The organism is Fictibacillus gelatini DSM 15865 (assembly GCF_000430745.1).
GTDB lineage: Bacteria > Bacillota > Bacilli > Bacillales > Fictibacillaceae > Fictibacillus_A > Fictibacillus_A gelatini.
Window position 1 is genome coordinate 1 of record NZ_AUMP01000047.1, and the last position, 18,531, is coordinate 18,531.

Consider the following 18,531-nt stretch of genomic DNA (forward strand, 5'->3'; position numbering starts at 1 on the left):
CTTCACGTGGTGAAGTACCCCCCTTCACGTGGTGAAGTACCCCTTTTTCCTCTTTATCCTCAAGGTTTTTATAATTCATTGCCTTTAATTCTTCAGTAATTTTTAAGATCGTGTATTTGTTGGAAAGATTTTGGTCACCAGTTTTTCTTATGGTTACCTTAATTAGTGCTTTCTCTTCAAGTTTCTTTAATGATGATCTCACTTTGTTTTCGCTACATACGGCGAGTTGCGCTAATCTTTTTATACTTGGCCACCCTTCTTTAGAGTTAAAATTAGCAAATCTCTTCAGAACGATATAAACCATTTTTTCATAAATATCACTAAAAATAAGTGAGTCAATAACAGCGTGTTCCAGAAATACAAAATTAACCTCGTTTTGATCTTCAACTTCTATGTGATCGGGTTGATCTACAAATTCTATATTTCTTTTGGAACTTGTGATATAATTTTCTTCAGACATTAAATTAGCCGTCCTTTCTTTTAGATTTCGTCGTCTAAAGGGAGGGCTTTTTTTTTACTTTTTTCCTCTCTCTTCAAGCCACTTAATAACTTCGCTTTTTTGATATCGGAGTGCTTTTCCACTTCCGATATGAGGCATTCCTTCCTGACGCCAACGATAAGCTGTTGCTTTTCCAATTTTTAACCATTCACATAATTCGGATTGTGTTAATAGTTCTTCATCAAATTTTTCAACCATTAATGCACCTCCCTTTTGATCTCTATTGATAACTAATGAACCCCACTGATTACATTTTAGCTTCAATGGAAACAATTATCAAGGTTATTTGTGGAAAATAAGAGGAAAGACCTACCACCTTTTTTTGAACATGACTAAATTCCTAAATTTCAGACACAGGAACATACGTTTCTATTATAACACTTTGGTTTAAATTTTAAAGGACAATGGCGCTCGGGAAAAGTACTATAATTTTCTAGTACCGAACTAGTGCTCGTCCAATCAAACTCCCCACCCCCTCAACCTTTGAGGGGCACACTCGCCGTTTGGCGTTAAGGCGTGTCGGGAAAAAACGCCCTCCATCGCCTTTGGCTCTCCAGTGTTGGTGCAGTACCCACGCCGGGCGTCAACCCTAAAGGGTTCTCCACTGCGTTCCGACCTGCTGTCGCAGGTGACTGGCTGATTAGCGTTCTTTCTTAAATAGGTTTTTGGCCGGATTTTAAAATAGGACAATTTAGCACATACCATAATTTAACTGCTGAAAAATCAAAACTCATTTATCTTTAACTAAGCCTAAAATCTATTTAAAATAAGTTAAGACAAGCTATAATTAAATTGATTCTATTTTCAATTCAGATCGTATGTGATTGAGTAAGAGTAAAAAACGATTGAGGGAAGATGGTGAAAAAATGGACAATGGAAAATGGCGCCCTATTGGAGAAGTCGCAAAGCTTCATGACATTACCGTCCCCCGGCTTCGATTATGGTGTGATAAAGGTCTTGTTGAATATGATAAACGTTCCAACTCGCGCTATATTCCAGACTACGAATGGAAAAAAATAGAGAAAATCAAAAAAATGTTTGACCAAGGTGAAAAAAATGGAACAAAAGTAACCTTTGATGATGTAAGAACGGAACTGGTGAAAGACCAATTGTTGGAACAAAAAGAGGAAGATCAGGAGCAAAAGAAAGCTGATCGGATGATGAAAATTGCTTTAGAGCGTATGTTAAACGACAGCATTAAGGCTTCCTTTGAAGAAATCGCCGCCGGGTTCATACAAATAAAAGAAAACATGTCGGAGATCCAAGAGCAGCTTAAAAATCCTCTTCATGTAGAAGATAAACAGGCTCAAGCCCGATTCGATCAAGTGGATATGCAGCTAAAAGCGATGGCGAGCATGATTGAACGGTTAGAGAGGGAAAAAGAAGAGGAAGCGCGCCGCCGCAAAGCTGCAGAGGAGCGAATCCAAGAGTTAACCGATCTCTTTCGCACTTACGTTGAATCCAACTCCGCCCTGGGCAAGAAAAAAACATCCTCGGAAGAGGATGAAATGAAAGTTCAAGTGACCAAGATCATGCTACGGGATGAAGCCGAAAACCTTTGGCGGCAAAAGCCGGCCACCGAACGGCAGAAAAAATCCGGATGGTTCGGAAAGGAAGAAGACCTAGAAAAGAAAGATCGGTTTATTGCCGATTACATTGAGGCGCATCTAAACAAACGTTTAAGAAACGAGTAACTAGCACTCTTAAGGGGGCCAGCAAAACGAGGATTAGAATTTCCTTAATGTCTGGCGTTCCCCTTTTATGAATTCGATTAATCTTTCGTCCAGTTTCTCTAAATCGAAATACCGCTGAAATGAACTGGAGTAAATCCAATCAATTATCCGTTCTTTTGCAATGACTTTAATACATCCTTCAGAACAAGCTCTTTCCGTTTTCCCAGTAAATGGCCAATTGGGGCTGATTGTAAAATAATCGCCTCCGTCTTTGCTAGACATTTTCTTGGAACAGTTTCCGCAAGTAAATCCCCAGACTTTATTTATATTGAACCTTTTTCTTTTGATATTCAAACCCTCAAAAGGAACTAGATACTTATCTTTGTTCTCAGGATCACTTAAAAAACGCCTACTCATATAATTGTCTTGATTCTCTTCCTCTATAAATTCATCCAAACCATTTAGTTTGATTGTTTTTAATAATTCATTTGCAATAAATTCCATTTGTTTTGTGCTTAGTAATGTTCCTTGTCCATTGTGAAAGGTTAAATATTCCTCGCCATTTTCACTCATCAAAATTGTCGGAACAATAGCGTTCATTCTCATGCCATCTACAAATTTTTGTAATTCTGAAGGGGTGTATTCTGGTAAATGCTCCAATCTATGTTTTTTAATACAAGAAAGGCATACATGTATATATTTACCGAAGCTTTTTATATAAGAATTTGGACGTTCAATTGTTTTAGTTAAAGCATGCAAATGCCCGCAATAGGCGCACCATTTTGCTTTTTCCATAATTGTCCTCCTTATAGACTGACCAATCAAATAAAAGAGTGTCTTTAGCCTAAGCTGCTGTGATACAAAAAGGCCTCATCATGATACAGTAATTCATATAAACATAGCTCGATGTATAAGAAATCGGCGATGTTGTGCCAGTTTGCTTTCTCTTTCACATGCTGCACAATATAATGGGGCAGCGAGGTAAAGATTTTTTCCTGTTCATTCGTTTCGTATTTAGGAAAACGGTAATTCATTCCCTTTAAAACCGCGTAAGAGATTAACCCATTGGCCGTGATAAAGTGCTTCTCGCAGTAGGTGAGCAGCTTCTCGTGACAGTCACGATTCAAAAAGATCAGCGCTTTTTCGCTTTCTGTCTCCCCATGCTTTCGTAAAAGAAAATGGTCATCGGGCAGCGTTTCCAATTGATCGGAAAGGATGTAGCCTAGCATTTGATTACGGCTCATTTCGTACTGTTCCGCTAAATAAGTTAAGCGAATAATAAGGGATTCCGGCGCTTTGCACATAATCGACTTTTTTTCTAATATGTATTTGTTTTCCAAGTTAATCATATCAACAACCGTTCGCTCTGTTTTCATGCAAAAAGGCAGTAAAAACAAGATTCCGGCGGGCTTGCTCAAGTTTAAATTGAACCTCAATTGATCGAGCCTTTCGTGTGCTTTCGCTGAAAGCCTCACTTCAAGGCTCCCTGTATTTCCTCGATTAATTTTTGGCATGCTTGTTCTCCATTCTTTTTACTTTTATTTTTACAGCGAGCGAGCAAAAAAACAATGTTTAAAACCCACTTAATTTTTGAATATTAATATTCAAAAATGGTCGTAGAAATGGTATACTAATAGTAGGAAGATTCAGAGAACACAAGGGTTAAAGGAGGTTCAATTATGATCTGTTCCTATTGCCGTTCGGATAATAAAGGGAATGTGCAGTGTGATTTTTGCGGTGCGCCGTTGCGGCAGATACGGCCAAAAGTCAAAAATATGGTCACCCTTGACATGTGCGAGCTGCCGTTTGGCCAACTGATTACGTTTCACACCTATGATCTCCTTCTTTTGCTGCGATTAGTCCGCCAAGAACGCACAAACGCGTATGACCTCATGAGAACGGTTCAGAAAGCCCCAGAAGACATTTTAATCGATAAAGATACCTTAACCTTCGCAGAGGAACAATACCGCCTGTATACCAAACGTATGAAGGTCATTGAAGGCATTCTCATTGATCGGATGGGATACAAGCCTAAACGAGTAGATAACCAGTTATTGGCCAAACTCAAAAGCCGACTTGCTTAATGATCCGCCTTAAGGCGGGCTGACTTGCCTTTATGGCAATCATTCAATAATGGAGGAATCCACGATGTCAAACATTCAAATGGCGATTGATGAACTGCATAAAGCGTTTCAAAAGTTAAATAAAGCCTTTTTTCATAATGAATTGCCGGAGCCTGCGATCACCATTCAATCGAGTGGAAAACGCAAAGCAATGGGTTGGTGCACGTCAAAAGAGGTTTGGAGCGATAAAGAGGGGAAAATCCGGAAATATGAACTTAATATCGCTGCCGAATTTCTCGATGTTGAATTCATGGAGACAATGGACACGATGCTTCATGAAATGGTTCACCTTTACAACGCCGTTAACGGAGTAAAAGACACATCTAGAGGCGGAACGTATCATAATAAGCGCTTCAAAGAAGAAGCCGAACGCCGGGGCTTTTATTTTGAACATGATAAGCCTGATGCAAAATACGGTTGGTACAATCCGAAACTAACGGATGAAACGAAAGAAAAAATCCGTAAACTAAAAATCAACGAAAGCGCCTTTTCCATCGCCCGCCGCGGTGTGATCGTCTCACCAGAGGAAGGAAAGGAAAGAGAAGAGGGAGAAAACGAAGGAGAGGAAAAAAAGCCCAAATCGTTTAAATGGGTTTGTCCCGAGTGTGGCCTAATCGTTCGATCAACGAAAGACAATATTTTTATTAAATGCGGGGAATGTGATCAAAAAATGGAAAAAGAAGAAAAAGAAATTGAAGATTAATCTTCAATTTTTCACTTGCTCAAGCAGTTGAACATTCGGTTTCAATTGCTCTTTTTTTGAATATTGATATTCAACTCTCGAGTTCATTTTGAATATTAATTCTCAAAAACTCTTTTTCTTTCTGAATATTAATCTTCAAAAAATGAAGGGAGCATTCCCACCTATTTTGCACTGCAAATGGGGGGAGAGCAAGCGCCCCCCACCCCGATCAGCGAAGCTGATTACGGGGGGCAGAGATAAAACCGTCTGGCAGACGGTGTAAAAGCCTTGCTACGCAAGGTCTGAAAAGATGGCAGATAGTTTAATAGTGTATGGCAAACTGTTTTGAATTTAGTTATATCAAGTATTTGAAGTATGGCAAAACAGGATTTAAGTCCTATTTACAGTTTATTACCAATTCCATTAAACTAGGGTCATAGACAAAGGGAAGGAGGCGGAAAATTTGGCAGTCAAAGTAAAGGACACGTTCCGAATTGATTCAAAAATTTTAAGCGAATTTAAAAAACTGTGTGATCAAAAGGAACAAAAATATTCCCATGTCGTTGAGCAGTTAATGGAAATGTACATTCAAAAAGATGGGGAAATGTTGCTCGAAGATTTATTTGCCCCTCGGCTAGAGGACATGGTGAAACGAACAATTAGAAAAGAAATTGATCGGGTCGCTGCCATGATTAATGATGTCGATGTGGATGTGAAAGCAAATCTCTATTCCATTCCGGCCATGTATGTAAAAAATACAAAAACCATAGAAAAGGTGATTACGAGCTTTTTTCAGCATCAATTAGTCCGGCAGGATGGATTTTCAACGGTAGATGGTTTCAGCCGTTCCGAAGGAGACGACATGTTGCAGCGTTTTAGACGATTAGCGCGAGAAGACATCAATCAACGGAAAAAAGAGAGAGCCAAAAAGCGAGATGATGAATTGTAATGGCTGGCTTTGTTTCGCATCGTTATCGAAAAAGTTTAGATGACAGCCGAGAACATGTGAAATATATCGCTTTTCGTTCGAGGGAATTGGCGACCGATCGAGGCGGAGCCTTTGACGCTCAAAGGGATAATGCCGATGTCAAAGCCTTTTTAGATAACTTAGACGATAAGAAAACGAGGCATTCCAGTGTCGCTGTTTCGCATTCCCTTTTGTTTTCAATGTCAGGTTGGGAGTGGGAAAAAAGCCATTTTGAGCGCGGCGACTATCAGGAAATGATTCGAAATATCATGAAAAATTATGAACTGGACACAGGAAGGAAACTAGAATGGATTGCCGCCGAGCATTGGCATGAAACCCATCCTCATGTGCATGTCGTTGTCAAAGCCGTTTATCAAGACCGGGACGGCGTACAAAAGCGCCTCAATTTTAGCGAAGAAGACCGGGCGAAATTCAAAGAGCTATTTCAAGAAGAAAAGAACCGGCTTCGAGGATTTGACCTCGATAAAGAGTTAGAGAGGGAACGAGAGGAGCGCCGTTTGGAATGGGAACGGCAACAGAAGGAAAAAACCAGAAACGACTATATCGATGTTTTGTTAAGTGAACTGAAACGGAATATGGAACAAGAACTGCAGCGAGAAGAATACAGACGGCAAATGGCCAAAAATCAGATAGACCGTTCACGATAGGAGGAGGATAACATGAAAAGGAAACCAATAATTCTCGCATTGTCCGTGGCATTATTGATGACCCTATTTCTAGATTATGTGTTTGCATTATTAGTTACTGGGGTTCCGTTGTCGCTTAAGGTTCTAAACAATCCGGCTGCAGCCAGTCGAATCAGTTTTCTTCACGATTATCTTTTAAACCCTATACGCCTCATAAGGGAAAGTTTTCAAACTCCGATCTTTGTAAAAGCACAGTTAGTGTTTTTAGCTTTATTCCTATTTTTATTTGGTAAAAAATTATGGCAAGGCCGGAAACACAAAGCCGAAGACGCTTCCGACTATGCGGCTTACGGATCGGCACGCTACGCAACAGATGAAGAAATCGAAAATCATATGGATTTCTCTATCGGATTTGAAAATGAAGGAACGATTGTCGGTTTGCATAAAGGAAAACCTGTCGTCCATCATATGAAAAGCTTTAAAAACCGAAACGTGGCTCTATTTGGGAAATCAGGGAGCCAAAAAACGAAGTCTTATATTATCCCGAACATTTTAAACACGACCAGAGATTCACTTGTCGTGACTGACCCTAAAGGGGAGTTATACCGCGATACGGCCGATATTAAACGAAAGCAAGGATATAGGGTTCTTGTATTAAATTTTAAAAATCCATATCAAGGCATGCGGATTAATCCATTAGACTATGTGAATCATGATACAGATGCTTTAAGAATCGGGCAGGCGTTATTAAATAACTCTACAGCGACGGGGGGAGAAAATAAGTTTTGGGAAATGAATGAAGCCATTTTGATCGCCTCCGTTATTCTTTATGTGAAATATTTTCTACCACCAGAACAACAAAATTTAACGAGTGTATTCAACATTTTAAATTGCACGATTGAAGAAATAGGGAAACTCTTTGAGCCGATTGACGAACGGCATATTGTCAAAAAGAAGTTCCGTCAGTTTATGAGTTTTGATGAAAAAACACGCTCTATTTTGTGGGGTTCAAGTAAATCGGCCATTGACCTATGGTCATATGAAGAAATTAGCAAACTCACTTGTACCAGTGATTTCCGCATTGAAGATATTGGAAAAGAAAAAACCATTTTATATATTTTGGTACCTTCGGCTGACCGAACTAAACGACCGTTATCTTCCACGCTCTTTTACTTGTTATTCGCGCAATTGAAGGCGGAAGCTGAAAAATTCGAAAGCATTCGTTTACCTGTTTCCGTCCGTTTTCTTATCGATGAATTTGCGAATATCGGTAGAATTTCTTCATTTGATGAAGAGCTTTCAGTTTGCCGAAGCTACGGAATATTTGTAACGATCGCGATTCAATCCTTAAGTCAATTGGAAAAAGACTGGGGTGCGAATGGCCGAAAAGAAATCATTGATAACTGCGATATTCGCCTTTTCCTTGGGTCTAACGATTACGACAGTACTAAATATTTCTCCGATCTTCTGGGAACCACAACCATGCGAATTAAAAATGAATCGGAAACGGAATCGGGTAATGGAACATCAATGGGTGAGTCGTATTCGTATATTCAGCGGAACCTAGAAACGCCGGATGAATTAAACCGAAAAGCCGATGATACACTCATTGTCTTTGTTCCTGGCTCCCATCCATTAAAACTTAAAAAGGCGTACTATACCCATATCCCTGAAATTAAAGCCTTAATGGAAAGCGCGTCATTGTCTAATATTTTTGAGTTTCAACGAGAAGATGATGACTACAGCGAGTTTATCCCACAAGAGGCTTTAGCCCTTCTTGAAAAAGAGGAATCACAGCAACAGGAAGAGCCACAAGAAGAGAATAAGGAGAAAAGACAAGAAAACGAAGAAGCGCTGCCGTACTGGGATTAATTTATATAAAAAAATTCTATATAAAGGAGTGTTTATGATGAAACCTCAAATGTTCGGTGATGGCACGCTAACAGTTAACGGAAACCAAGTGATCTATGATATTCCAAGGCAAAAAGTACGGATAGAAAGCCTTGACGAATTACGGGTTTTAAGGCAGGAACATTCCATGTTTCTGCCTGTCACCGATCTCCGGCAGGACGACCATTATTTAAAGATTGTTTATGAGGTGCCGGAAGGCTACCACCCTTTTAATCTCTTAAAGAGAAAAGGGGATTTCCTGTTAAAATTAATGATTTCGGAGGATATCCTCGAAATCCGCCATTTAGAGGATGAATTGACGACCATTATTCATCCGAATAATATTTTTTATTCAGGTGTCGGTAAGGTTAAATTCATGTATAAAGCAATTAAAGACGTTATGCCGGCCAACGGCTTTAAAGCTATCCCTTTAATGTTCCAGTTGCAAGCTCTCATCCTTTCCCTCTTTACCAAAAAAGACTATAACGAAATTAAAAATCAAGGCTTTGAGCCGTTTGCATCCGTAAAAGATGAAATCGTGCAATCGATCATTAAGGCTCAATCGATAGAGGGGCTTCAGCAGGCCATCGCCCATTTTCGCGAACAGGAGCAACAACGGGTTTTAGCGAAACAAGAAAAGAAAGGGAAAGGCATTAAAATGCCGGGTGCTGCTGCTCTTTTCGCTATCATGATCGGCGCAGCTACCGGAGGAATTGGAACTCACCTTGTCGAGGTGCAGCCTATAAAGTCAGGGCTCCAAGCCGATCTAAAAGAAAGTAAAAAGAAACAGCAGCAGCAAGAAATGTTACTCGAGGGTTATCGGTTGGCCGCTGCTCATAAGCCGCAAGAGGCCATTAAAAAATTCGAATCCGTTCATGGTTTAACTAAGGATGATAAGGAAATCCTTTCCCATCAGTATTTTTTGTTAGACAATCCGGAGGCCTGGGAGACGGCCGCTAAACTCAATCCGGCATTAAAAGATGATGTCGCTAAAAAACAGCTTGAAAAGAAAATCTCCGATATCGAGCAAGCCTTTAAGCAAAAGGATTATAATAAGGCTATAGATTTGGCCAAAGGAGTAAACGATCAAAGAGCGAAAAAATTAGTAGGGGAAAGCTACTTAGAAAAAGGAGACATCGAAACTGCATGGAAAGTCGCTACGGATATTAAAGATGTTCCTCTCCAAATTAAAGTTCAGGAAGCCTATTTGAAAAAAGTGGATTCAGACAAGAAATTATCTAAGGATAAGAAGAAAAAGAAAATGGATGCTATCAAGAAACGAATAAAGAATTTGAAAAAGAGGTGAGAGGACATATGAAAGTTTCTTTTAAAGATAATGTCCAACGTGATTTTCCATATAAAAAAGGTGATTATGTTACGGTTGTTGTCCGATGGTTATATGAAAATGAAAAAGGGGCAGACCTTTATTATCATGGTACAATAACTGATATTGATAATAATGGATTTTGGTGCGTGCTTGACGATAACAAAACGCAAGAAGAGTATTTTAGCTTTAGTGAGATTGAAAACGTGATTGACGGTGATCGTATTCCTGGTTCAAGTAAAAGGCGAGATATTGACAATTAATTCGAAATCAAATACCATAAAAGGGAACACTTGTTCTAGAAATTGATCCCCTTTTTGTATGCCACCTTTCCCCTTTTAGGTGGCTCTTTTTTAATGGAGGTGATGACCATGATTTTTGAAAGCGATCCACTTCCCGATATTGAACGCAAAATTCAGCGAATCCTAGTCAATTGTTCCTTTTATCAAAAAACCCCTTCTATTGCGGAGCTATGCCTATGGACTGGCCGTGAACCTGGGGGGATTTTTGAAGTTCTTAAATCATTGGCTAACAAAGAATACATCAAATGGTCACCCGAAAAGCCGGAGGAAATCACCCTTATTGTTCAGTTTTAAGTCTTAATCCACTAATAAAGGTATTTAATTCTTTTTGGAGAAATATAAATAAACTTCTAGTTCTTGGGGCTTTCAAAACTGAAATACGGGGGAAAAAAATTATGAAAAATGACAAACATGACAATCAAGATCAACAGGATACTTTTGATCGAGCATTTTTAGGGAAACCAGGATTTATGTTATTAATATTAGTTCTTATCGTAGTCGGTTCTCTATTATACAATTATTTCAAATAGTATCAGAAAGCAAAGAAGAGGCCTTTTTTGGCCTCCTTTTTTTTGATAGATTAGTTCCATTATAATTTCCATGTCGAAAAGTTTTGGAAAAATATTGTTGAAATTTCAAAAAATTTGTTCTAATCTTAAGTTGTAACAAAAATCCAAATGAAGGAAAAGAGGGGTTTTTATGAAAAAAGCATTGACATCTTTGACTTCACTTTCATTATTTTGTTTATTGGCCGCTGCTCCCGCGAATGCAGCCTCGAATGACCATGAAATTAAAAGTAACAAAGAAACTCCAAGAGTAATTTATCAGGCAAAAGAGGAAAAGGACATAAACAAGCTATACAAAAAAGCAGTTAATGGTGTTTCCGATATTTCCGTTTTAGATCCGTTACATAATAGGGCTAAATGGAAACTTACTCCTGAGAATAAATCTGCAAAAGCAAAAAATACTGATATAGATCAATACGAAACGGCTCAAATTTTAAAAGTAGAAAAGGTAGGAGACACAGAAGTCCGAAATATTGCAGTTACAAGCTTTGCTGATGTTGGAATAGAATCTATTTCTGGTAGCCAAAATGGATCAAAATGGGATCCATCTTATAGTGTTAAAGCTTATAGTACGATGTATTATACGCAAACGGTAAAGAGTGATGGGCTTACTTACGCTAAAGTAACTAGAGGAAAAGGTGGATGGACGAATTCCGATCCCCAAGTTTATATTTCCAGCAAAAAGGTTATTTTAGGAACCACTGGCTGGCCAGCAGGAACCCAAACGTCAACACACTATCCTAGTGGCTCAACCTTTGATTATTCAGTATCTTTTGATTATGTAGCTTTATCTGCTGGACATGCTATTGGTGTAACCTCAAGCTGTACTTTAAAGGATACAAGTGATACTTGGTCTTTGAAACTCAACAATAATTTACCTTAAAATCTAGTATTTCTTCAAACACGTTTTATGCATTTTTTTATACAAAACTAAAGGGTTTGGCCATTTTTTAAAAACGGCCAAACCCTTGATTTATCAATGATGTATAGAATCTTGCATAAACGGGTAAAACAATCAATTGTTAAAACCCTTGATAGAGCTGGATTTTTAAAATTTCATTACTTCCCAAAATTAGCATTATGTCAACTGAGAATGTATATCATATACACTTTTTAGGTTTGTTACGATTCACTTTCGTTGGTGTTATTGAATATCAATTAATTCTAAATGATCAAGTGGTAGAACCAACTTGAGAAGGTGTTTTCGTTTTCTTTGATATATATTCACCACGCCAGATTTCTTCGAATGCTTTTTCATCTAACTCGAAATATTCATCAGCAACTTTTTTTAAATCTGTACTCTGACCTTTTGTTATGACTACCTCTACTATCTTGCCTATTTTTTTCACTTCTTCAATAGGAGTCATATAGTCTGTGTCTCCGCTAATAATTATGGCTGTATCGTAGCTATTCATGTAAGCGCCAATTAATAAATCTGTTGTTAAATTAACATCGGTTCCTTTTTCCGTTGCTACGTATGTTTTTGGATTGCTAGGGTCAAACACCACCTGAGGAATTTTATTTTTTAAAAGGGTTCCCATTTTTACTGTTGTCCGTGGTACAGTTTTTAGATATCCTATAATCCCATTTTGTACCGGTTCGTTTACTGTATAAAAGTATGTACGCAATAAATGGCGATTAGGACGTTTATTAACAATAAAGTTACACAACTTTTCAAAGTCATATTTTGGTGGCTGATTTAAGTAATGCTTGCAAGCGTGATAAAAATTATTAGCATCAATAAAAATCATTACTCTTTCCATATTTTTCCTCCGGTGAATATAATAAAAGGAGGTCAGGCGTACCTAACCTCCTTGGTTCACTATTGATTGGTTACAAAGCCTTAGCTAATAATAACCCTTAAATTATACTCGCAAACCCGTAGGTTATTAAGCAAAATCAGTATTGTTGTATTTATTATAAACATATTTTGTAATAGAATGCAACCTTTTCTTAAATTTTCGGAATTTTTCACCTGTATCAGAAATGGTACAAGATTTTTTGAATTTATTGTATAATGGACATAAGAATTCGGCAAAATGAATAACATGAAAATGACCGCAGGGGGGACAACCCTACGGTCATGCAATAGACGGTTTCCCTCGGTGGGAATCGGCTTGTGCTGATAGACTGCCTTAAAGAGTTTTCGTAGGTCTCAAGGGCAGTCTATTTCTTTTGGTGAAACGACAGTATAGCGACAACTAAAGTGGCAAAACTAATCATGATGGAAATTGCCTCTGCTACCGTCATAGGCTTCACCTCCTTTCGGATCAAAAAGGAGAGTGGAGCCGACCCCTGCCCTTGAGAAAAGCCGAATCTATTGCTTTTTTATTTTATCATTTTTAATGGAAAATTTATGTTGAAATTCCGCGATTCTATTAAATTTAACGTGCAGAGAAACGCTCTATTTTAAGATGAAACTCGATTGAATGGACAACCCATCATGTCATCTTAAAATACGGACGTTTAATTTTGGCCAATCTTCGGGAATAAATGAAAAAACGAATGATTATGCCAGGGAGAAATCAGTTTGTATTCTTTTTCCTAACTAAGATGCGTGCAAAAGAAAAAAGTTGCCGTGACGGCAACTTTTCTCTATCCCATAAAAGTTAACTAGTGAGACTTAATTTTGTGATTCGATAATCTTTACTACCCAAAAGTTTAACAATAATATGAGTCTTCCATTCTTTGAAATACTTTAATGCTGAAAAAGTTCCAACACTATCAACTTCCCAAACACTTGGATCCAATTGATCTATAGTTGTGATATGAGACTTATCATACATCCATCCTGTTAAATCTACATGTTTAGTGGCACCTTTTATTTTTCCACTACTTACAGTGAATGTGCCATAAAGTTTATGGGAAAAGTTAAAGCCCTTTGTATTATTAATTTCAGCTTTATATTTTATTCCGGTAGCAGCTTTAGCTTGTGATACCATTGATTTATTTTTTGACATTAATACAGGAGATTGCCCGGAGTAGCTTGAATCATTTGCATCAAAAGAAAAAGTAATAGGCTTGTCTGAAAAACTAACATCCTCGGACACTGTGAATTTTTCTTCATGATTAGCTAATTTTTCATTTGCTTCCTGTCTCAATTTTTCAAGTGCAATATTTAATTCTAAAACTTCTCCGTCAGTTAAATAATTTGTTTCTTCTGGTTGAGCAGGAGTTTCTTCAGCGAACGCTTTACTATTTCCGTTAAAAGTAAAGATGGAGACGAACGCAACCAGAGCCATACAGACTTGTGGAATATGTTTCAAAAATTTCCTCATATTAATAGACTCCTTCCTAAATATGTATTTTACACTTCATGAATATAACATATTACCAAAATCATTCCAATAGGTTTTGTGATAAAATTTAGTAAATGAGTATCATAATAGAATTTTTTTAAAAGGAGAAGGGATAATTTGAAAAGCGACTTTATCTTATCATTTGTTTTTACTCTCGTAATATTGTTCTTATTTAATTACATAGGACAAAAATTAATTTTAAAGCAAGAAAACATCAACAAGGGAAAAATGGTTATTATATTAATCATTGAAGCCTTGGTAATTTCAATATTACTAACGTGGGTTATTTAGAGTACCTCCCTGGAAAACCGCCTGTCAAAGGGCGGTTTTTCCATTACAACCTTAAAAATTTCACGTACTAATATTTTAAAAAGGATATTTTAATGCTTCATAGGGGTAGCGTCAGGGAAATGCGGATTTACAACGGTAAGCATTTGATACAAGTCTTATGAGACAGTCAGAAGTCATTTAAAACGCTAATTTCATTATGTCTCAATAAACTCTACTCTATTGGAATTGTGAAGTGATACACTTAAACTAACGTACGCAGGTTTGTTGAATAAGGACTTCAAAAAATACCCTTAATTAAGCTAAAAAGTCCTTCTCTTTATTAAGAAGGACTTTTTTATGTGTTATTCCATTGTCTCATTCATTGTAATAGTTTCGCTTGCTTCATGACCAGATTCTCCATGTCCTGGTCCAAACAAATTCAATATTACAACGCCTACAAGAATCAGTGTTATTCCTGCAATGCTAGCCATGTTAAGTTTTTCCTTCCAAACTAAAACTGAAATTACTGTAGTCAAAACAAGTCCTAAACCTGCCCATAATGCATATGCAGTGTTTAAGGGGATTGTTTTTAGCGACAAGGATAAAAAGAAAAAACAACCAACGAAAGCTATTATTACCCCTATTGTAGGATAGAGTTTTGAAAAGCCTTCAGATGCTTTTAATAGGGAAGAGCCAATAATCTCCCCCACTATTGCAAGTGCTAAATATAGATATGACATTATTCGTCCTCCTGAATCATGTTTATTAGTTCATCAAAAACTTGTGTTTTTAGTTCTTCATTTAATGGTGCCATTCCAAATATTTCTGAAAACCAAAGACCATCTATGGATAATCTTGTAATTGTTATTTTGACAGGATCAATTCCATCAGTTATTAACTTTGTATGCAAAATATCGTATCTCTGCCGGAATTCATCTAATAAATCTGGATTAATAAACATAGCAGCCATTAGTGCGGAATTTAGATTATTGTTTTCTAAATCGGAAAATGTAGATTTAAGATAAGCCCTATTCCATTTTCCTATTGCGTTATCATCGTCGTTATTAACTAACGTATTAATGCATTCGAAATAATTATTTGTCCAATCTTCCACCATTCCTTTAATTAATGCTTCCTTGCTAGGAAAATGGTATAATAATCCACCTTTACTCACGCCAGCTCTTTGGGTGACTGCCTCTAATGTGAGTTTGACAACTCCTTCTTCTTTTACAATTTCAGATGCAGCAATCAATATATTTTTTTTCTTATTAGCATGCTTTGAAATAGACATAATAACCTCCATAACTTAGATACATATAATATACCGTCTGGACGGTTTTTTTGTCAATCGAATTAAAGCTCTTATTTAATATCACTCTTTCACATAAAAATAATCCAATAAATTAATCTAAAGATTGTGAAGAAATGTACTTAAAGTAAAGGGAGCTTTAGTTCAACAGTCGATTTCTTAAAATCGGCTTTATTTATGGGTGAAAATTACATTACCGTTGTAAATCCGCATTTTCAGGACTCTACCCCTCATAGAAAACATTTATCGGATGATTAAAATAGCCTCTATCAAATTTTGACGGGTGTAATTGAAAATGGGAAGGAGAATATGTTTTATGAAAATCAGGGAACTTTTGGAGTTAACCCAAACTATGAAGTTGGCCGACATTGCAAAAGAACATTTAGAAATGGGAGAGAAACCCGCCAGGGAAGCACTAAAAAAAGCCGGTTGTTATTCGATTAGTGGTAAAAAAGGTTGGTTCTTTGACGGTGATGACAATGTACTAAATCAGTCAATTTATGATTTTGCACCACCTAAAAGGATTAATCGAACTAAAGCTAAGGCGAACGTTTCAACTAACCAACGAAAGAACGAAAGTTCTAAAGAACCAATGAACGAACAAACGTTAGAACCAACGTTCCAACGTTCGAACGTTGGAACGGAAGAAATAAATCAAGGCAAGGCAGAAATAGCTACAACGGCAACAAAAGAGCGAACAAACGTTGGAACGTTGGAAGGTTCGAAGGTTGGAACGAAAGAACTAAACAAGAAAAGAACTAACGAACGTTCCAACGAAAGAACGAATGTTGTTAGGAAACGTGCCTCTTTTGATATCGATGAAAAATTGCTTAAGCAGTTGAAAATTCAAGCTGCCACCCACGACAAAACCATTTATGAAATGGTGGAAACTGCGATAAAGAACTATTTAGCTGAATTAAAAAATCTATAAAATATCGATTTCCCATTTTATTTTCAGTTGGGACTATAAGGGGTAAAGGTAGCATCCATTGATTTTTCTGCCGATAAATGTACATCTCTACCCCCTATAATCGTTTCTTTAAGAAACGAAAAACGAGCCTTAAGGCTCGCCGATCAGCAACAACTAATAATCTCCCCTAAAATACATGCTTGCAAATAAGGCTAAAATAAGAACCACGCCTATATTTTCAGTAAGGAATTTTGCTACCCCTTGTACAGCCGGCGGCAATATCCATCCGGCTATCATCCAAAGCAGCCAAAGTCCTGCAATCGCTCCATAACTCCAAGAACCAATGCGGCCAATGATCCCAAGACCTACGTATCTTGATTTATAAAATAAGACGGAGAGGACGCCACAATAAACAATGGTTCCAAATTTCCACCAATTAAAATCCAAAAAGGCTGCGGTACCATTCGTGGACTTGCTCATTAATACCCGAGGAAAATACAAAAGAAAACCATAAAGCAAAATTAATCCAATAATTCCTCCGACAATGCAAAGAACAACTTTCCATACCCCCGACATATTACCCCTCCTGATTGAATTTCTTTTTTGATTTAGGAGGAACAGTCGTTTCAAAAAAATCAGTTGTATATAACTTCCATTCCCCCTTTTCTTTTATCCATTCCGTCCAATATGTCCTTTTTTCATGTGAAAAATTATCATTACTTATAGCAAATACTTTAATGGTGCCTGTTGTTTCATCGATTAAAGATTGCTTTATTTTTATATCTTTTAACCATCCTTGAGTTGGATCATTAATGTATTCACTTCCAGTTAATCCCCTTAAAGTGGTGCCCGATTCAAAATCTAATTCCAAATCAGACTTTAGTTTTTTATAAGAATTTTTTAGAAAGTCATCTGTCATAAAGGCTTTCACGAATCTATCTAGTTGTTTGCTGTTGATCTCTTTTCCCTTGTTAAAAAATTTATATACTTGAAGTGCCTTTTTTTCGGCTGCTTTCACATCATTTTCACTAATTTTTTCTTGAGGTGTTTCTTGTTTCTTCTCTCCTTCTGCAATTACTTCTTTAGTAGGAGTTTCTTTTTGAGCAGAACGTTCACCAACAACGAAGGCAACCGCCCCAACAAGAGCGATCGCTAAAACACCGATAATAAAATAAAGTCGTTTTATTTTTTTCTTTTCATCACTCATCTTTTAACCTCCAAGGGCTTTTTTGGTCATCATCTTGTACATTGCGAATTTCCCAACACCGCCAGCCGCATTGACCATCCCCCGTCCGGCTCCCGTAGAATAAATAAATTGGCGAAGCCAACCGGGGCCTTTTAACAAGACAAATATTAGACCACAAGCTTTGATATAATCAGCTAGTCCACTACCACCCGCAATCATGTTATAGATAAGCCACAGCCCTGTGACTTGAAAAGCTTGCATAAACACTACTGCACATGCTTCTCGCCACCATGCCGGAAAGATGTTCATTTCGCCATTGACCATTGTAATCGACGCCGCCGGAGATAAAACAAGCAAGTACATCAACTCACCCTGTCGGATGATATATTGAATACAGAGAACTAAAAAAAGAACAACGGTTATTAAAACCATTAACGTAAGGCTTAGGTTCCCTCCAGGGGTTGGATTCAATAATTTCATAAATTGACTGCCATTCAGCTTTAATCCTTGATCGATGATGAAATTTACCCATAGATTATTTATTTTTAATAGGACATCCGTTAGTATCCAGGGGGTTGAACAAGCAAAAACCACCCCTAAAATTGATCGCCAGATAACCTCCGATGAACCCCGGCTTGCCCCGCCTTGCATCTCCTCAAAATAAATTTTTAAAAGATTAAAAGCTAGGAGAGTACCTGCGATTGTTGTAGCGAAGATGAACACCCAATCATACATTTGATTTAAATACTTATGTTGGGAAAAATCTGTTGGATTCACAACATATAACTTAAGCCATTTCATTGCTACCCTTCCGAATTCCTTGGCTAATTCGTTCAACATGTCTTTAAAGCTGTCAACCGGATTAAAAATGCTCATTTCTTCAC

General features: G+C 37.4%; 23 protein-coding genes. 11 read left to right on the top strand and 12 right to left on the bottom strand.

All coding sequences use genetic code 11. The features are described from left to right. Together H538_RS24140 and H538_RS0116445 are read right to left on the bottom strand one after the other, a co-directional pair. Positions 1–460, bottom strand: a 460-nt coding sequence (locus H538_RS24140; protein ID WP_035351228.1) for a helix-turn-helix domain-containing protein, incomplete at its 3' end; no start/stop codon positions are given. Between the two features lie 54 nt (positions 461–514). After that, on the bottom strand, positions 515–697 hold the full coding sequence (locus H538_RS0116445) for a helix-turn-helix domain-containing protein (protein ID WP_026678538.1): 183 nt from the start codon (positions 695–697) through the stop codon (positions 515–517). 668 nt (positions 698–1,365) lie between these two features. Between H538_RS0116445 and H538_RS0116450 the strand changes: the two genes are divergently transcribed. Beyond that, positions 1,366–2,193 carry a MerR family transcriptional regulator gene (locus tag H538_RS0116450; protein WP_211235573.1) on the top strand — a complete coding sequence of 276 codons (828 nt, stop codon included), beginning with the start codon at positions 1,366–1,368 and terminating at the stop codon, positions 2,191–2,193. Between the two features lie 33 nt (positions 2,194–2,226). Here H538_RS0116450 and H538_RS0116455 read toward each other — a convergent pair whose 3' ends face one another. Together H538_RS0116455 and H538_RS0116460 are read right to left on the bottom strand one after the other, a co-directional pair. Continuing rightward, entirely contained in the window at positions 2,227–2,967 is a 741-nt protein-coding gene (locus tag H538_RS0116455; RefSeq protein WP_026678540.1) for a hypothetical protein, read from the bottom strand. A 44-nt stretch (positions 2,968–3,011) separates the two neighbouring features. Beyond that, on the bottom strand, positions 3,012–3,686 hold the full coding sequence (locus H538_RS0116460) for a hypothetical protein (protein WP_026678541.1): 675 nt from the start codon (positions 3,684–3,686) through the stop codon (positions 3,012–3,014). A gap of 165 nt (positions 3,687–3,851) precedes the next feature. On the opposite strand from H538_RS0116460, the gene H538_RS0116465 reads away from it, so the two are divergent. From H538_RS0116465 to H538_RS0116510, 9 genes are all read left to right on the top strand, one after another. Further along, complete coding sequence (locus H538_RS0116465; RefSeq protein ID WP_026678542.1) at positions 3,852–4,256, top strand: hypothetical protein; 405 nt, start codon at positions 3,852–3,854, stop codon at positions 4,254–4,256. 64 nt (positions 4,257–4,320) lie between these two features. Continuing rightward, on the top strand, positions 4,321–4,998 hold the full coding sequence (locus tag H538_RS0116470; protein ID WP_026678543.1) for a SprT-like domain-containing protein: 678 nt from the start codon (positions 4,321–4,323) through the stop codon (positions 4,996–4,998). Positions 4,999–5,440: 442 nt separating this feature from the next. Beyond that, positions 5,441–5,926: a hypothetical protein gene (locus H538_RS0116475; RefSeq protein WP_026678544.1), complete on the top strand. Its 486-nt coding sequence runs from the start codon at positions 5,441–5,443 to the stop codon at positions 5,924–5,926. Continuing rightward, positions 5,926–6,612, top strand: a complete 687-nt coding sequence (locus H538_RS0116480) for a hypothetical protein (protein WP_026678545.1) — start codon at positions 5,926–5,928, stop codon at positions 6,610–6,612. Before H538_RS0116475 ends, H538_RS0116480 begins: the two co-directional genes overlap by 1 nt. Before the next feature lie 12 nt (positions 6,613–6,624). Then, a complete protein-coding gene (locus tag H538_RS0116485) occupies positions 6,625–8,463 on the top strand; it encodes a VirD4-like conjugal transfer protein, CD1115 family (protein WP_026678546.1) in 1,839 nt (612 codons plus the stop codon). 37 nt (positions 8,464–8,500) lie between these two features. Further along, positions 8,501–9,787: a type VII secretion protein EssB/YukC gene (locus H538_RS0116490; RefSeq protein ID WP_026678547.1), complete on the top strand. Its 1,287-nt coding sequence runs from the start codon at positions 8,501–8,503 to the stop codon at positions 9,785–9,787. Positions 9,788–9,795: 8 nt separating this feature from the next. Next, positions 9,796–10,068, top strand: coding sequence for a hypothetical protein (locus H538_RS0116495; RefSeq protein ID WP_026678548.1), 273 nt, complete (start codon positions 9,796–9,798; stop codon positions 10,066–10,068). Positions 10,069–10,161: 93 nt separating this feature from the next. After that, entirely contained in the window at positions 10,162–10,401 is a 240-nt protein-coding gene (locus H538_RS24145) for a helix-turn-helix domain-containing protein (protein ID WP_245595257.1), read from the top strand. Between the two features lie 405 nt (positions 10,402–10,806). After that, positions 10,807–11,556: a hypothetical protein gene (locus H538_RS0116510; RefSeq protein ID WP_026678549.1), complete on the top strand. Its 750-nt coding sequence runs from the start codon at positions 10,807–10,809 to the stop codon at positions 11,554–11,556. 289 nt (positions 11,557–11,845) lie between these two features. Here H538_RS0116510 and H538_RS0116515 read toward each other — a convergent pair whose 3' ends face one another. The 5 genes from H538_RS0116515 to H538_RS0116540 form a co-directional block, all read right to left on the bottom strand. Beyond that, complete coding sequence (locus H538_RS0116515; protein ID WP_026678550.1) at positions 11,846–12,436, bottom strand: LabA-like NYN domain-containing protein; 591 nt, start codon at positions 12,434–12,436, stop codon at positions 11,846–11,848. A gap of 403 nt (positions 12,437–12,839) precedes the next feature. Next, entirely contained in the window at positions 12,840–12,923 is an 84-nt protein-coding gene (locus H538_RS26780; protein WP_281172198.1) for a putative holin-like toxin, read from the bottom strand. Between the two features lie 359 nt (positions 12,924–13,282). Next, complete coding sequence (locus H538_RS25175) at positions 13,283–13,951, bottom strand: hypothetical protein (RefSeq protein WP_051291525.1); 669 nt, start codon at positions 13,949–13,951, stop codon at positions 13,283–13,285. 653 nt (positions 13,952–14,604) lie between these two features. Further along, on the bottom strand, positions 14,605–14,982 hold the full coding sequence (qacH, locus tag H538_RS0116535; RefSeq protein WP_000121134.1) for a quaternary ammonium compound efflux SMR transporter QacH: 378 nt from the start codon (positions 14,980–14,982) through the stop codon (positions 14,605–14,607). Then, positions 14,982–15,533 (bottom strand): TetR/AcrR family transcriptional regulator, encoded by a 552-nt coding sequence (locus H538_RS0116540; RefSeq protein WP_026678551.1) that lies wholly within the window; start codon positions 15,531–15,533, stop codon positions 14,982–14,984. Before H538_RS0116540 ends, qacH begins: the two co-directional genes overlap by 1 nt. A gap of 334 nt (positions 15,534–15,867) precedes the next feature. On the opposite strand from H538_RS0116540, the gene H538_RS25180 reads away from it, so the two are divergent. Continuing rightward, complete coding sequence (locus H538_RS25180) at positions 15,868–16,482, top strand: hypothetical protein (protein WP_051291527.1); 615 nt, start codon at positions 15,868–15,870, stop codon at positions 16,480–16,482. Positions 16,483–16,635: 153 nt separating this feature from the next. Here the strand turns inward: H538_RS25180 and H538_RS0116555 are convergent, their stop codons facing one another. From H538_RS0116555 to H538_RS26380, 3 genes are all read right to left on the bottom strand, one after another. Then, complete coding sequence (locus tag H538_RS0116555) at positions 16,636–17,037, bottom strand: hypothetical protein (RefSeq protein WP_026678552.1); 402 nt, start codon at positions 17,035–17,037, stop codon at positions 16,636–16,638. A gap of 1 nt (position 17,038) precedes the next feature. Continuing rightward, the gene (locus H538_RS0116560) at positions 17,039–17,668 is read right to left on the bottom strand and encodes a hypothetical protein (RefSeq protein WP_026678553.1); all 630 of its coding nucleotides are present in this window, start codon (positions 17,666–17,668) and stop codon (positions 17,039–17,041) included. Between the two features lie 3 nt (positions 17,669–17,671). Next, positions 17,672–18,531 (bottom strand): conjugal transfer protein TrbL family protein (locus H538_RS26380; RefSeq protein ID WP_161627212.1); only part of this gene is annotated, 860 nt, incomplete at its 5' end.